We start from the raw sequence: 16,958 nt of genomic DNA, 5'->3' as shown, positions 1-16,958 counted from the left end.
TACATACAGCCGTAGAAATATCCAGCGTTACCGTCTGACCCGATGCACTAAACGAGTTCGCATCGAAAATTACATTGTCAGTTGATTGTGGTACCTGGGAATAAAAGGTTGAACCTCCGGAAGAGGTAGCCCAATGCGTAGCAAAAGCACTCCAGTTACCAGAGCCGCCCACCCAATAATAATCACTGGCATTTGCAGAAAATACCGAGACTAGAAAGAATGCAAAAAATAAATAAAGTTTTTTGGCGAAAGGAGGTGTTGATGTAGTAGTCATGTTTCGTTATAAAATAGAATTGCACGAAATTACCCTTAAAGGCATGTTCAGAACCATAAATCAAGACTAAAAATCTACCAATATTGAATAGTGGTATAAACTAAAATTTAAAATGCAGGTAGGAATTGAGAAAAATCAGCGGACAATTGAGAAATAGGCAGAGGGTATTTTTCCAGTCATCTTTTTAAAAGCGCGATAAAATTGGCCAGGCTGTTAAACATTGTTTAATTTGCAATGTTGTCAATGGTAAATCTATGGGATTGTCCAGGCTATGTTTCTATAAAATATTCCATCCCGTACTTGTTGATCCAATCACTGAAATACTTTCCCAGCAAAATATTGATCAGCGATCACATTGATGGGTCGGCAAATTGAAATATTGCACAAGATGGATAATTTGAAAGTCGCTCTAAAGAAAGGGATTTATATAAATTTTGATAGTCTGAATCAAATCTTACACTTGCAAACCATATGGCTTACATGGGAAATTCAGAGGGAGACATTCGATAGGTTCTTTTCATTCCAATGTTGCTACAAGCAAAATATATCTCCGAGAGAGACATGGTTTCTCAGGATCATACGACATCATGAAGAAATTTCATCAGGTAAAAATTGAGCAAGGTATACCAATGATTAGAGCTCAATTTAATTCAATCCTCTGCAAGGTTTCACCAAAAACACAAAAAATAGGAGATTTTTTGTTTGTAACTACCTGATAATCAATAATGTGGTCCCGGCGGGAATCGAACCCACATCTAAAGTTTAGGAAACTTCTATTCTATCCGTTGAACTACGGGACCATTATTTTATTCTTCTGTTCTATTCACGTCCAAATGGCTTCTGCCGCACGGACTTTGAAAACGAAACCACTATTTGTATGAAAATTTTTAAATCAAAGCATGATAAAATCTCCACCCAGCCTGATAAAGATAACCGCCAACTGACAACCGCCAACTGATAACTGTTAACTGATAACTGTTAACTGATAATCCTACCTCACCGTACTCCCATTTACAAACACACTTTCAGGTGCCACAAAACTAAGAGTTCCATCCGGATTCTCAGCCATCAATATCATTCCCTGAGATAAAATACCCTTGATTTCTCTTGGCTCCAAATTTATTAATACAGAAACCTGCTTTCCTATAATTTGCTCCGGTTCAAAATATTCGGCAATACCCGATACAATGGTACGCTGATCTATTCCGGTATCAATTTTTAACTTCAAGAGTTTCTTAGTTTTAGCCACCTTCTCTGCCTCCAAAATCGTCCCAATGCGAATATCCATCGAAGAAAATTGCTCAAAACTAACATTAGGCTTCGCCTCTTCAACTTTCATTGAAGCTTGTTCATTAGATTTTTTACTATCCATTAATCGCTGTATTTGTGCCTCAATCTCGGCATCCTCAATCTTCTCAAATAATAAACTTGCTTCATTCAATTGATGGCCCAATGGAAGTAGGTCTAATGTTCCCGCTTTATCCCAATCCTGAACATCCATATTCAGCATATCAAACAATTTTTGAGCGCTAAACGGCAAGAAAGGCTGTGCTAGTATGGCAAGATTTGAAGCAATCTGCAATCCGATATTCAGAATTGTCTTCACACGCTCCTCATCTGTTTTAATCAACTTCCAAGGTTCTTCATCCGCTAAGTATTTATTTCCCATTCGGGCTAAAGACATAAACTCAGATAAAGCTTCCCTAAATCGATACTGCTCTATTGATGCGGCAATCTTTGATGGATATTCCTTCAATTCTGCCATCACCTGCAAATCAGTCTCCGTAAAAGCCGATCCCATCATCACTTTCCCATCAAAATATTTATGGGATAAAACCAAAACACGGTTCACAAAATTTCCAAAAATGGCAACTAATTCATTGTTATTTCTTGCCTGAAAATCCTTCCAAGTAAAGTCATTGTCCTTAGTCTCTGGTGCCGTAGCAGTTAAAACATATCTTAAAACATCCTGCTTATCCGGAAAATCTTGAAGATACTCATGCAACCAAACCGCCCAATTTCTAGAAGTTGAAATCTTATCTCCCTCCAAATTCAAAAACTCATTGGCAGGTACATTATCCGCAAGCTGAAAAGAACCATGAGCCATCAACATAGCAGGAAATATAATACAGTGAAATACAATATTATCCTTACCAATAAAATGAACTAATTTAGTATCCTCAGCATACCAATAGGTCTCCCAAGAATCCTTTGGCTTTAAGCTCTCATTAAAATAGTATTCTTTCTTCTTCTCCTCACTTAAATTGGCATCGCAAAGATCCTTTGTCCCAGAAATATAACCAATAGGCGCATCAAACCAAACATATAAAACCTTCCCATCTGCACCTTCAACTGGCACTTTCACTCCCCAATCTAAATCACGTGTCATTGCACGCGGATTTAAACCCCCACTAAGCCATGATTTACATTGTCCATATACATTTGGCTTCCAATCCTTGTGCGCGTCTATATAGGCCTCTATTTGAGGCTGCATCGTATCTAAAGGAAGAAACCAGTTTTTGGTCGTACGTAATACCGGCTGAGCTCCGGATAGGGTGGAACGTGGGTTTATTAATTCAGTCGGACTTAAAGTAGAGCCGCATTTCTCGCATTGGTCGCCATAGGCTTCTTCATTGCTGCATTTAGGGCAAGTACCAATAATATAACGATCTGCTAAAAAAGCTCCCGCCTTTTCATCAAAATATTGTTCTGTCTCTTCTTCCTTAAATACTCCTTTATCGTAAAGGGTTTTAAAAAATCCAGAAGCTGTATCATGATGGGTTTCCGAAGAGGTACGATGGTAGATATTGAAAGCAATTCCAAAATCACGGAAAGAATCACCAATAATTTTATGGTATTTATCTACTACTTCTTGCGGACTAACACCCTCTTTCTTGGCTTTTAAAGTAATGGGAACACCATGCTCATCGGATCCACAAACAAAAACTACATCCTTACCTGTAGATCTTAAAAATCGAACGTATATATCCGCAGGAATATAAACACCTGCCAGATGCCCAATATGCACAGGGCCATTGGTATAAGGTAAAGCTGCAGTTACTGTGTATCTCTTGAATTTATCGTTTCCCAAAATGTAAATATTAGCTAATTTTTAATTTGCAAAGATACAGGCTAATGTGCTAATTTAAAATGGCTATTTATACAATTTCTATTAAATCAAATTGTATTTTTAAATTTAATAAAATCAATACTTACCATAACGTAAATGGTTAATTTTAAACATAAATCAATAAATGACGGATATAAAATCTTATAAAACTCCTCCATATTTAATGCCCGGAGATACAGTAGCTATTACTTGTCCGGCGAAAAAACTACCCCATAATATCAATGATGCAGTCAAATTACTAGAATCCTGGGGATTAAAAGTAATATTAGGGGAAACCGTAAATGCCTCCTGGAATCAGTTTGCAGGTACCGATGATGTTCGTGCTTCTGATATTCAAAAATTTTTAAATGATCCTCAAGTAAAGGCTATTTTCGCTGCTCGTGGAGGCTATGGGACTATCCGAATCATTGATAAACTTGACTTTAACAGCTTTCAAGAACATCCTAAATGGATTATTGGTTTTAGCGATATTACGGTTTTGCATAGCCATGTACAAGCCTTATTCGGAATAGAAAGCATTCACGGACAAATGCCATTAACTATTCCAGATGGATCAAAACCTTCTTTAGAGAGCCTGAGAAAAGCCTTATTTAATGAAGCTCTGGAATATAATTATACAAGTGAGATACCAAATAGAATTGGTGAATCTACTGGGATATTAATTGGTGGAAACCTAACATTAATGGTTATGATGGCTGGCTCTAGCTCCGAACAAGATTACACGGATAAAATTCTCTTTTTAGAGGATGTAGGCGAATATCTATATTCCCTAGACCGTATGATGTGGAATTTAAAACGAGCTGGTAAACTAGATAATCTAAAAGGATTAATTGTTGGCTCATTCACAGAAATGAAAGATAATGATATACCTTTCGGACAGAGTGCGGAAGAAATTATAATGAGTCATGTAGCTGAATATGATTACCCGGTATGCTTTAATTTTCCTGCCGGACATATTAACGATAATCAAGCACTAATTTTAGGAAGAAAAGTAAAAATGAAGATTCAAGACAAAGAGGTTAACTTAATATACACAAAATTTTAATCAAAAACAAATAAAATCAACAAAATTCATTCATTATGGCATTATTGGCATCTTTCGGAAAATACCGAAACACAGGATTATTAATTACTAGAATTGGATTAGGCATCATGTTTATGATGCATGGATATCCAAAATTATTAGGCGGACCAGAACAATGGGAATCAATTGGCGGGGCAATGAAGAATGCTGGAATAGATTTTATACCCGTTTTCTGGGGACTATTAGCAGCAGTAACAGAAACCTTTGGAGGCTTTTTACTATTGATCGGATTAGCCTTCAGACCAGTATGTCTTTTATTAACCTTCACAATGGCCATTGCCGCAAGTGTACATCTTAATAGCAATGAAGGTTTTATGAGCGCTTCACATGCTATAGAAGTTGGTGTCGTTTTTCTTGGCTTGGCCTTTATTGGTCCGGGGACTTATAGTGTAGATAAGAAATAAAAATTTTTTTAATCAAACAACAAAGGCTGTCTCTTAAAATGACAGCCTTTGTTGTTTATAATTAGTTTAGGGTCTGGTATCCCAGAAAACAAAATTCACATGTAGAGATAAACAATGCATGCACAATACAATGTTTTGATTGATAAACAATAATTTAAAACAGATTATTTTTTAGATAAAAAAAGAGGCTGAATCATAAATTATGATCAGCCTCTTTTATAAATGTTTATAAACAGATTAATTAGTTTGCAATAGCCGGAGAACCTGAAGCTGGTGCATTATAACTAAATTCAGTAACTGGAACATCCCAATAATCTAAATAGTTATACTCCATAAACGTAGGTAAAAGAGTCCAACTACCTGCAGGTGTTTTACCAATTAGCGAATTAGGAACAACTACGTTTGCATTTGCTCTACCACCGCCAGCACTAGCTTTAGCTGTAATGCCCCAACGTCTAGCGTCATAGAAAGCAAGACCACGTAATGTTAATGCAATTCTACGTTCTCTTCTCAACTCTTCTAAAGCTTGAGCTTGAGTTAAGCTAGTTCCAACTGTAGCAGCCAAACCAGCACCATTCGCTGAGCGTACTTGGTCTATGTATGCTAAACCAGCTTCAACTTGATTATTTCTAATCTCAACTTCTGCCAACATTAAAGCATTTTCTTCCCATGAACCTGCAAAATTCTGAAAACCAGTTCTTGCATTTGAAGACCAGAATCCTCCATTTTGAATAGCAGTGAAAAAATAACGACCACCAAATTGAATACCTCTAGATGATCTGTTAACCTCAACACTTGATGCTGGTAGTGCTGAAACACCTTTAACAAAACGTTGATCGCCATCTTTGAAGTCCTGCACCCAACGTTCAGATGGCCACATCCAACCAGGGTTATTTGCGAAAGAATTCCAAAGCATAGTATGCTGTTGGTTGTTCGGCGATAAACCTTCTGCTGCAACAGCAGAAATTCCTAATAAGAATGTAATGTCACCCTGAACTAAACCAGATGCAGCTAGAGTTTTGATTGACGATAAATCTGTAGCTGTTAATTCAGTAACTTTTTTATTCACCAATAGATTTCTTGCTTTGTAAGTATTTATACCTCTTACCCACATTTGTGGTGTAATAACCACATTAGGAACAGGTCTATTGAATGCTGGGATAATAGCGTTCAAAGTTGAAGCATACTCAGCATCAGATGCAGCAATTGGAGTTAACAAGGCAATTGCTTTATCAAAGTTAGCATTAGCCTCTGTAATAATTTGCTGGCGAGTCTTGTACTCAGGAGATGTAGAACCATCAGTTTTATCATTGATAACTCCAGCAACATACATCGACCCTATACGAGAATAAGCAAAACCCTTCCACCAATACGCCCAAGCTTTTAAAGTATTCTTTTTGTTAGCTGACATCGTAATTGCTGGATTCTCAATGGCTTGAAGAAGGAAATTAGCCTGTCCATTAACAAAGTATCCTAAATTCCACTCATAAACTAAAGCATTAATTTGGGAACCATTTGTTGCAGCAAGGTTATTGAGATCCTTTAATTGTTGTGGTTGTGCAATACCTAATACTGCAGGAACAACATTATTGTAAGGAGCTGGTAATGTAATTTTATCAACTTGATTTACATATCTCCAGCCAAAATTACCTGCTGAACACCATTGCTCATCACCCATAAAACTGTGCATGTTCATTGAGTGCACAAGTAAATTATTTCCTACATATAACTTATTCCAGATTCCTAGTGCAAACTGCTCTACACCTTTTACTGAAGCTAAAGAGCCAGTAGGTGTTGGTGAGTTAGGATCATCCAACTGTAAATCGGACTTTTTACAATTAGTCAAAAGCAAGACTATCGTAAAAAAAGCAAATATTTTTTTCATTTTATTATGAATTAAAGTATGTATTTAATTAATTAAAACCCAACGTTAATGCTAAACTGAAATGATTTCAAGTTTGGCGCTCCGTAATAATCAACTCCAGTGAAAGAACCTAATCCTGAAATTGTTCCTCCTTGATTGGTTAATGCAGAGGTAGCCTCTGGATCTAATCCTTTATATTTAGTCCAAGTAGCTAAGTTTCTACCAGTAGCCGTAACAGAAATAGATTTTACAAACTTTTGTTTTAACGCACTTGTTAAATCATAAGTTATGGAAAGGTCTCTTAATCTTACATAACTTCCGTCTTCCACAAAATGAGATAATGGCGTATTTGTATTATAAAGACTGTTATAAAACGCTACAAAAGCTCCTTCCTGTCCTGCAATATTTACAGAATTATCAAAGTCTGAGTGTAGTCTGTCTCTATATAGCCACTGTCTTGTTTGATTATAAACGTTAACACCTTTAATCCAATCAAGTTGTACAGATACACTTAATTTCTTGTAGATATTAAAACGATTAATAAATGAGCTCGTAAAGTCAGGATTAACATTTCCAACCACCGCTAAATCATCAGCTGCACTTAAAACTACGTTATAATTAGATAAATTAACAACATAACCGTTAACGATAGTATAATTTGCTTCGTTAGCAACAGGAATATATCTTGTTCCATCTGGCTTTAATTGATCAATACGAGATAAAGGTCTTTGCATAAATAAGTTACCAATATCACCACCTGGAGCTATATTAAATACACCGTTAGTAATTGGCACATTATTAGCAATTTTAGTAATCTCAGTTCTAGTTTTTGCCCATCTAAAACCGAAGTTCCAGTCAAAATTTTGAGACTTGTAAGCAGTAAGGTCCATTGATAAATCCAAACCATTACCTTTTAAGCTAACTAAATTATCAATGGCGCCACTACCCCCTGTTGAAGGTGCTACTGGAGCATTTTGAAGAACATCTTCAGAAGTTCTCTTCCAATAAGTTGCATTAATTACAGCATTACTTAACCAATTTCCAGTTAAAGGAGTTAAGTTTAAATCAGTACCTGCTTCTAATTCAGTAGTTTTTTGAATTCTTAGGTCAGGGTTATTTGCAGTTGCTCTTGTAAATAATGTTGAACCACTTTCACCAAAATTACCTCTAGAAAAAGTAACCTGTCTATCATAAGTTCCCGGCTGAATACCCGCTGCACCATATGCCGCTCTCAATTTCCAGTTGGTAATTACATTTTTATTAGTAAAGAATTCTGATGGGTTAAAATAAACAGTTCCTCTAGGGAAGGTAGCAGGCTTACTTTGACCACCGAAAGCTGAAGAATAATCAGATCTGAAACCAACGGAAACACCCGCTAAATTAGCATAGTCAAAAGTTTGATTTACTAAAAACCCATAAATTAATGACTCGCTATAGCTATCTCCACCTGTTCTAGTAGTTGCACTTGATAAGGTATATGGTGCATAAGCTGGCAAAGCAACACCTTGTGCAAAGAAATAATCGCTTTGAGTCTTTCTAGCATCATAAGTTACTTGCGTAGTCGTTTTAAGTGGGATATTTATTTTGAAATCTGACTGGAAATCTGTTCTTAAATATGCACTTGCACTACCATAATGAACTCTGAAATTTTGGAATTCCTTAGTTATACTTCCATTAATATCAGAACCAAAAAATACAGTCTGAGCCCTTCCTGTTTGGTTATAATAAAAGTCACTTTGCTGTTCACCTCTTGAATCTAAAGCATATTTCAAGTCTAATTCTAAGAACTTAGGTAATTTATAATTTAAATTGAAGTTCTGAAGAAGTCTTGGTGTTTTACTGTAACGCTCTCTAGCCTCTCTTTCAGCTAAAGCATTGTTTCCGTCTGTTAGGGTACTTGGCTTAACAACAATTTGACCATTAACTGGATTTCTCCAATTAAAATCAATCCACTGTAATGAATTAACCAGGTTAAATCTGCCCGAAGACAATAAATCCTCCTGAGTAGAAATTAACTGGGTAGAACTCCTGAAGTTTAATCCCTTTACAGGGTTAATACCGAAGTTTAGGTTTAAATTTGTTCTACTGAAGTTGTTACTGTAAACATCTTGTTGAGAAAGATGAGATGCGCCAAAAGCATAGTCATAATTATTGGCTCCTCCTCTAATGTTAATTGAATTTGAATACGTGTCTGCCACTCTATTACCTTGTGCAATATGATCGTAGGTAGGTAATAAAATTGCTTTATCATTCTTAACTGTTTTATCAGTTGCGAAAGGTAATGCTGTAGGATTTGGCCATACACCGATTGAATTTTGCGCAATTGGCGTACTGCCAGCACCTAAAATATTTCCAGAAGCATCAGTTACCCAATGGTGCTTAGTTGCAACTAAATCATTTAAAGCAATAACTCTATCATTACTATATCTAGAAGCAACATCAATTACTAACTTACTGTTTTGAGATCCTTTCTTAGTAAATACTTGAATAACACCATTACCACCCTGTGCACCATAAAGCATACCACCTGCAGAACCCTTTACAACTTCAACTCTTTCTATAATGTTTGGATCTAAACTAGTTAATAAATCAGAACTAGATTGCACACCATCAATCATAATTAAAGGAGTTGTACCAGATAAATTGCTATAACCTCTTAAAATAATTTGAGCATTAGCGCCAGGTTGGCCACTACGTTGAATAACTTGAGCACCAGCAATTTGACCTTGTAAGGCCTGAGAAACGTTTGTGGTAGCACTTTTGGGGAAATCTTTGGCATTTAAAGTAGCTACATCAATAGGCACAAGTCTTTTCTGAGTAGCAATACCCACACCTGTTACCACAACCTCACCTAATAATTTTGAATCAGTCTTTAAAGCCACATTAATGACTGAAGCAGTTCCAACGCTTTTAGATTGAGATACAAATCCTAAAGAACTGAATTCTAAAATAGCACCAGAACTAACTTTTAAAGTGTACGTTCCATCTACACCTGTTGAAACACCACTCGTGCTTCCTTTAACTTTAATACTTGCACCCGGCAGAGGCATATTATCATCTGCTGAGGTAACTGTTCCTGTAATTATTCGATCTTGCGCCAAGGCACTAATGGCCATAAAAAGCAATACGAATAAACTTTATAGAAGTTTTTTCATACTTAATTAATTTTAAAATTGTTTAAATTGGTAATAATACAAATTGGCACTATAATTAATAAATTTGTGAAACAATTTTGTTACCACAAAGTTAATTATAAATTATTTTTGAGTAAAATTCTAACTTATTGAAAATGAGGTGTTTAATTTTTAATAAGGATTTTTAAAAAATGAGCAGAATTTAACTTGTTGTAGAAAATATACCGAAAAGTAGATAAACTGAAGGTTTAATAATAGGAATCTTCCTCCCTAAAATGCTCCCAAATTGAATATGAATGACACCCAAATCTAGAATTGGTATTGACAATTTTTAGTGACAGCTTAAAATATCAGATAAACGATTTTAAAACCGCTTGAACTATTGGGGAAGACTTTTTGTTGTGAATACTAGTAATAAGTAAATCCCTCATCAAGAAGAGATTTTACTTATTAAATAGCTATAAAGAATCATGATATTGAAGCAACTTAATTATATCATCTCTTGTTTTAAGATTAAGTTGATTATCCTTTACATATTTACCTAAGTCTGGAATACCTAAGTAAGTTAATATGGCTTTTTCATTTAGTTTAACTAAACTAACTGAGTTATTGCTTTTTGAAATATAATATTCAGTAGTACTTTCTATTTTTTTGGTTATAGTACTCGTATTATATCCTTTACTTTCAATAACCATTTTCCCTTCTTTGCTAAGAAACTTTGTTTTTCCATTATAAAGAACCTCAAAATAGGCAGTAATCAATTGATTTTTTGAATCAAGAAAACCTGATTTAAACAATCTATCCTTTCCTTGAATATTTAAAGTAAACTCACTTATTTTTTCAGTAAAAGTATTTTCAGAACCATCAGCTCCTTTCAATACTAAAACATTTTCAAGCAAATCTAATTTCAGATCTACATTATCTGCAGGCTTAGCATTTACAAACTTAACATTACCCTTTGACCATGAATCAACGAGGTAGGGGCTACCAATAATACTTGCATCTGTAGAACTTTTTACTCTTAATGTACTCCCGCTTCTATCAACAGCTACCCTGTTGGTCAATTGAGCAAAAGAATTATCAGCCATGATAGCCAATAGAATTAATAAAATGCCTGTAAAATGTTTGATTTTCATGATTCTAATATATTAATTTATAATTATAAAATTAACGAAAAATCATAATGCAAATTGTTTAAATAAAAAAAGGAGCTCCTTTTGGGAACTCCTTTTAATAAAAGTTTAAAAATAATTAAGGTCTCTTACCAACATACTTTAAAACAACGCTCATATCACGTCCATTTCCACCAGGAGCTGATCCACCACCCCATTCAAAGTTTAGGTAGAAAGTTCTAGTAATTGGATCGTAATAATTAGGCTTGCCTGGGCTATTCTTTAATGTAGCATTACCTAAAGCGGTCATGGTAGTTTGATTAGTTACTGGATCAACATACAGTCTGAAATTATCAACACCACCAACACCACCACCATTAGCCCATAAAGGAGTCCAAGTAAGCGTGTTTCCGTCAATAGTAGTAAATGCCCTATCTGCAACACCTACAAGCGATCCCATTAGAGCATCACCTGTATTCAATACACCATTTGTATATCTATTAAATTGACTAACTGGTTCAAAACGATAAACACCATCATATTGATTTAAAATCGTAAATAAAACAGTAATGGTTTTCTTAGTAGATTCAGTAACTGTTGCTCCACCTGTATTACCAATTGTGAAAGCTAATGCATACTTCAATTTAGGATCTAATAATGCACCGTTAAGGTTGATTTCAAAATCAGCCGCAAATACGCCAGGCGCGAAATTTACTGTATAACCATTTGCACTTTTAACATACTTAGCTGCAGAAGCAGTTTGTAAAGTAAATATATTATCAGGTAAAAATGTATAACCAGCTGGAACAGCAGCTTTAACTAATTCTACAGAAGAAGATGCAGTTAAACTAGCACTACTATTTACATCTCTAACCAAACTAAAACCACTAACTGGCTTTATATTGGTAAAAGCTTCAAACAATAAGGTTTTACTTGGACCTTCAGCAAACTTAAGAATAGTTTTTCCTTTATCTCCAAGTTCATTATCGCCTACAAAATCATCCTTACGGCAAGATGTAAACGCTACAGCTAAGGTAATGCCAAATAAAAAGTATTTGAGAATATTTCTTTTCATAATATGAAATTTTAATTAATCGTTAAAAAATAACTTATTGATCCCACCAAACTTTAGAATCTTGTTTATCACCACCAGGTAATCTATCAACCGCTTCTTTTACAAGTTCAGGGTTGTTAGTGTATTCTGCAGCTGCATAGGTAAATCTTCTTACAATCTGCTTAGAAGTATTAACTGCATCTGGAGCTGGAGTTAGAACTGGAAAACCAGTTTTACGCCATACATTCCATCCCATGTGTCCGTCAGGATAACTAGCAATCCATTGTTGAGTTGCAATTTTCTTAACATTGTCAGTACCTAAAGCCACTTCAGTGCCATTCAAATATGATGAACTTGGTGCTGCTAATCCCCACTGTGTGAACGACAAAGTAATACCTTGCGTATAAGCAGTACTAGCAGACTCAGTAGTCCAACCTAAATTGGCAGCCTCAGCTCTAGCTAAAGCAACTTGTGCAGCAGTAATTAAAAATACTGTACTACCCTCTGTTCTAAAGTCGCCTCTCAAAACACGAGCCCAGCCAGCATTAGCATTAACAAATGCTCTAGATTTTGATTCATTCAAACCATAAGGTGCGCCCACAGTAGAGGTTCCAGTTCCACCAGTGTGTGAATCACCGCCATAAACATTAATTCTAGCATCACTTAAGCTTGACAACATATCAGTCATTGTTTTGCTTTCAGCATCATCTGCACGACCATTATACCAACCCCAAATTGGGCTCTTATAATTTGGCGCAGCATACTTAACTTTAAAGTTTTGATCATTTGTAGAAATATAACCTCCGTTTGCAGCTAAAGCAGCTTTAAACTCTGTGGCAGCATAGCCATCAGCAGCAGGATACTTTTTAGATAACTGAATAGCCATTAGCATTCTCATTGAATTGGCCGCTCTTTTCCAAGAATCAACATTACCATTATACAAAATATCACCATTAATAGGAGAACCATCAAAAGCAGCAACAGCATCTGTCAAAGCCTTAATCATACCCTTATAAATGTCTTCTTGTTTATCGTATTTCGGCTTACCCACTTCAATTCCCTTTAATGCTTGAGAATACGGAATATCACCCCAACGATCAGTCATCTGCCAGAATATAAATTGCTTTACTATTTCTGATACAGCAGCCATGTTTTTGCTAGAAGTAATACCAATAATATTCTGAAGATCATATAGCGTACCACTATAGTTTCCACTAAAGGAAGCCTGTGGCAATGCATATAAAGATACTGAAGGATATTGTGTCTCACTAAAATACTGTGAGTAATAACCTAGCTGACGACTAGTTGTCCAGCCTCCAAGACCAGCTAAAGAATTTGTTAACAAGGCTGGAGCATTTGGCTCTGTTGTTGCAGCTGGATTAACGTTGGTATCACCAAAGTCGCTTAGCTTCTCACAGCTCGACATTCCGAAAACCATCAAAAATGCCAATCCATATATTAGTTTATTTTTCATCTTTTATCTTTTTAAATAATTTAATTAAAACCCAACTCTTAAATTAAATCCTAAACCTCTAGTTCCTGGTAACTGTGAATTCTCACCCGCAGAACCTGAAACTTCAGACGGATCAAAGTCTTTCGTCTTAGCAAAAATAATTAGTGGATTTCTAGCTACAAGTGAGAAAGTTGCATTTTGAACAACATTTTGTAAACCTAGTTTTTTAACTGGTATACGGTAACCAATAGCAACCTCACGAAGTTTAACGAATGTTAAATCATATACATAAGGATCCCAAATTTTTCTGTTGTAGAAATTAGCAAAATAGGTTTGAGCTGGTACATAGTGCGTAACTGCTTCACCAGCAGCATTTACACCATCAACTCTAACACCACCACCATCAGCAATTTCATCACGAATAGACATTCCCTTGTCGTTAACAGTTGCAGTACGCGCAGTTAAACCACTATAAGAACCCCACATGTTTGATAAAGAAGAAAATTTACCACCAATAGAATAATCAATATTCGCATTGATATCGAACATTTTGAATAAGCTGAAAGAGTTCTGTAAACCACCCACATGCTTAGGTGTAACTAAACCATAAGATATAGGAGCAGCAGCTACCTGATATAATCCATTAGCATCTAAAATTGGTGTTCCAGCATCATTTCTCAACATACCAGTTCCATAAAGCTCACCCCACTGCTGTCCAGTTCTATGAACCATGCCAGGTAAACCAAAAGAAATAGTAGCAGCTGTAATGCTATTGATACCATATTTATCACTAATCTCCACAACTTTATTATCTAATAAATTAGAATAAGTTGCTGATATGTTCCATCTAAAGTTTGGAATACTGATAGCTTCTAAACCTAACTGAACTTCCAATCCTTTACTATTAATTCTACCAATATTAGTTAAGATAGAACTTAAACCACTTGTAGCATTAATCGAAACTGATCTTGGAATACCAACTTCCGACTTATCCCATAAGGTTACCGAAGTTGATAATCTTCTGTTAAAGAATTTTAAGTCGATACCAATCTCTTTTGCCGCTTGAACAGCACCAGAAATAGATTCGTCTACTAACTGATCTGGAGTACTCATTAATAAGTTACCATCCCATTTCAATGTACCCACACCATAAGCAGCACCTGGATAAGCATATGCACCTAAAGATTGTGGAACCTCACCCCAAGATGCTCTTAATTTACCCTCACTTAACCAAGTACCTTTAAAACTAGCAGGTATTAAATCAGTGAATACAAATGAAGCACCAACAGATTTAGACATAATGTCATTGTTTTTGGTAGGAAGTGTAGAGAACCAATCGTTACGTAAAGTACCTTCAAGGAATAAAAAGTTCTTGTATCCTACACTCACTCTTCCGAACAATGCTCTGTATTTATCTTGAGAGCGAGAATTTCCAACTGAAGGAGCATCTATTGAATTATTTACTGTAAACAAATCAGGGATAGATAATCCATTGTTAGTATTAGCGCTATTCGAATTACTTTTAGCAACGAAAAAATCTAAACCACCATTCGCATCTACACTAAAATCTTTGATTTTTTTGGTGTATGTACCAACTAATTCGTAGTTCTCTCTGTTTGAATATGTACTACCTGTACTGTAAGCACCTTTAACACCTGTAGAACTACCACTACGTTCAAGTATGTTGTATGTTCTGCCTTCAGAGAAGGTTGTGTTCTGCTGCTTACGATACGTTGCTGAAAATCTTAAATCGTTATTAACTTTATAAGTAACAGAGATGTTTCCATATAAACGATCTCTTTGATTCATAGACTTTTCGAAATCAGCATATGAGAACATATTATACCAATAGTGATTTCCATCAAAAGCTAATGGATCATTAGGATTGTATGATGTTGGATTAAAGTGATTCCAACTAGTAATAATATCATTTCCTGCACCAAGACCTGGTGTGGTTAAACCTCTTAACTCCTTCATGATACCCATATCCAAGTTTCTATGAAACCATTGGTTGAATGCACCAGAACCTAAGTTAGAATATTCATCATTAATATTACCATTTAACACTTGCTTTACATAATTGATGTTTGAAGCAATTGTAAATTTCTTGCTGATATCATAAGATCCAACTAATTGTAATGTATTTTTCAACAATTTACTATTAGGAATTAAACCTTTAGTATCCTGATTGTTATAGGTAAGTTTGAAATTAGAACGATCTGTTCCAGTTCCATAACTAATTGAATTATTGAAGGCAACACCAGTATTGTAATAATCTCTAGCATTATCTGGTTGAGGAACTAAAGCAGTAGTTTTATACGAATACTTTGTACCACCATACCAAGCATACCAAGGAATATATTCTTGACCAGTCATACGTGGACCCCATGAAGTATCATCACTATAATCATGGTAATACTTACCATCTAATGCTTTCCACTCGATTGGATCTGTAGCTTTCCAAGTATATTTCATTAAGCTACCTACAGCACCACCAGCATAAGAATTTTGATAGTTCGGTAATACATAAGGATCTTCGAATGTAACACCTCCATTAAAGGTTACACCTGAACCTGCACTTGCTTTACCTCTTTTAGTAGTAATGATAATTGCACCATTAGCACCTTGAGAACCTAAAAGCGCAGCTGCTGCTGGACCTTGTAATACTGAAACATCTTCAATATCATCTAAGTTCAAGTCATCCGCATTTGGAAGAATTGTACCATCAATAACATAAAGTGCTCCATTACCTGTACCAAAACCATTACCACCTCTTAGCCTTACTTCAGTATTTCTACCTAATGCAGCAGCCGACTGGCTTCTAATTTGTACACCGGCAACCTTACCTGCAAGAGCGTTGTTAATGTTAGTACTTCTTACAGTATTTAACTTGTCGCCCGTTACAGTTTGAAGATTGTTTGTTGCAGATCTAGGTGTTTGTTTTGCACCATAAACACCTGTAACAATTACTTCACTTAATGCTTCAGCATTTGCTGATAGCTCTACTTTCATCACATTACCTGCTGGAATAACTACGTCTTGCGTAGTATAACCAACAAATGAGAAAGTTAATGTGTTACTTCCGCTAGGAACTTTAACACTAAATTGTCCATTGCTGCCAGTTGAGGTACCTAAATTGGTTCCCTTAACTTTGACACCCACACCAGGAAGAGGCAAACCGTCCATTTTGTCGGTTACTGTTCCAGTCACAGTGCGTTCCTGAGCTATAGCTTGAAAAGCTATAAACAACATCAAGAACAAACTTTGTAGAAGTTTTTTCATACTTAATTAGATTTGAATTGTTTAAATTGAGGAATTAATAAATGAATTACTTAATTAGTAAATTTCAGCAACATATTTGTTACCACAAAGTAAATTGAAGATTATTTTTAGATCAACAACATAAGTGCCTGATAATCATGGACTTAATTTTTATTTAAAAAACGGAT

Annotated in this window: 10 protein-coding genes and 1 tRNA gene; 2 read left to right on the top strand and 9 right to left on the bottom strand. The window is 35.5% G+C overall.

Features of this window, described 5'->3' with window-relative positions; translation table 11 throughout:
* From QZ136_RS03935 to metG, 3 genes are all read right to left on the bottom strand, one after another.
* On the bottom strand, positions 1–274 hold a 274-nt coding region (locus tag QZ136_RS03935), incomplete at its 3' end, for a hypothetical protein (protein ID WP_291400560.1).
* Positions 275–1,002: 728 nt separating this feature from the next.
* A tRNA-Arg gene (locus tag QZ136_RS03930) sits at positions 1,003–1,074 on the bottom strand.
* Positions 1,075–1,265: 191 nt separating this feature from the next.
* The gene (metG, locus tag QZ136_RS03925) at positions 1,266–3,368 is read right to left on the bottom strand and encodes a methionine--tRNA ligase (protein WP_291400562.1); all 2,103 of its coding nucleotides are present in this window, start codon (positions 3,366–3,368) and stop codon (positions 1,266–1,268) included.
* Positions 3,369–3,528: 160 nt separating this feature from the next.
* Between metG and QZ136_RS03920 the strand changes: the two genes are divergently transcribed.
* Complete coding sequence (locus QZ136_RS03920) at positions 3,529–4,449, top strand: LD-carboxypeptidase (RefSeq protein ID WP_291400558.1); 921 nt, start codon at positions 3,529–3,531, stop codon at positions 4,447–4,449.
* Positions 4,450–4,484: 35 nt separating this feature from the next.
* Complete coding sequence (locus tag QZ136_RS03915) at positions 4,485–4,892, top strand: DoxX family protein (protein WP_291400556.1); 408 nt, start codon at positions 4,485–4,487, stop codon at positions 4,890–4,892.
* 241 nt (positions 4,893–5,133) lie between these two features.
* Here the strand turns inward: QZ136_RS03915 and QZ136_RS03910 are convergent, their stop codons facing one another.
* The 6 genes from QZ136_RS03910 to QZ136_RS03885 form a co-directional block, all read right to left on the bottom strand.
* Positions 5,134–6,777, bottom strand: a complete 1,644-nt coding sequence (locus QZ136_RS03910; protein WP_291400554.1) for a RagB/SusD family nutrient uptake outer membrane protein — start codon at positions 6,775–6,777, stop codon at positions 5,134–5,136.
* A 32-nt stretch (positions 6,778–6,809) separates the two neighbouring features.
* Positions 6,810–9,872, bottom strand: a complete 3,063-nt coding sequence (locus QZ136_RS03905) for a SusC/RagA family TonB-linked outer membrane protein (protein WP_291400553.1) — start codon at positions 9,870–9,872, stop codon at positions 6,810–6,812.
* 476 nt (positions 9,873–10,348) lie between these two features.
* Positions 10,349–11,026 carry a hypothetical protein gene (locus QZ136_RS03900; protein ID WP_291400550.1) on the bottom strand — a complete coding sequence of 226 codons (678 nt, stop codon included), beginning with the start codon at positions 11,024–11,026 and terminating at the stop codon, positions 10,349–10,351.
* Between the two features lie 115 nt (positions 11,027–11,141).
* Positions 11,142–12,077 (bottom strand): hypothetical protein, encoded by a 936-nt coding sequence (locus tag QZ136_RS03895; protein ID WP_291400548.1) that lies wholly within the window; start codon positions 12,075–12,077, stop codon positions 11,142–11,144.
* A 34-nt stretch (positions 12,078–12,111) separates the two neighbouring features.
* Positions 12,112–13,530 (bottom strand): SusD/RagB family nutrient-binding outer membrane lipoprotein, encoded by a 1,419-nt coding sequence (locus tag QZ136_RS03890; RefSeq protein ID WP_291400546.1) that lies wholly within the window; start codon positions 13,528–13,530, stop codon positions 12,112–12,114.
* 24 nt (positions 13,531–13,554) lie between these two features.
* Positions 13,555–16,791, bottom strand: coding sequence for a SusC/RagA family TonB-linked outer membrane protein (locus tag QZ136_RS03885; protein WP_291400545.1), 3,237 nt, complete (start codon positions 16,789–16,791; stop codon positions 13,555–13,557).
* Positions 16,792–16,958: the final 167 nt, after the last annotated feature.

Source organism: Daejeonella sp., assembly GCF_017495225.1.
Taxonomy (GTDB): domain Bacteria; phylum Bacteroidota; class Bacteroidia; order Sphingobacteriales; family Sphingobacteriaceae; genus Daejeonella.
Note: the sequence above shows the minus strand (reverse complement) of the source record. Positions and strands in the feature narration are given on the sequence as shown.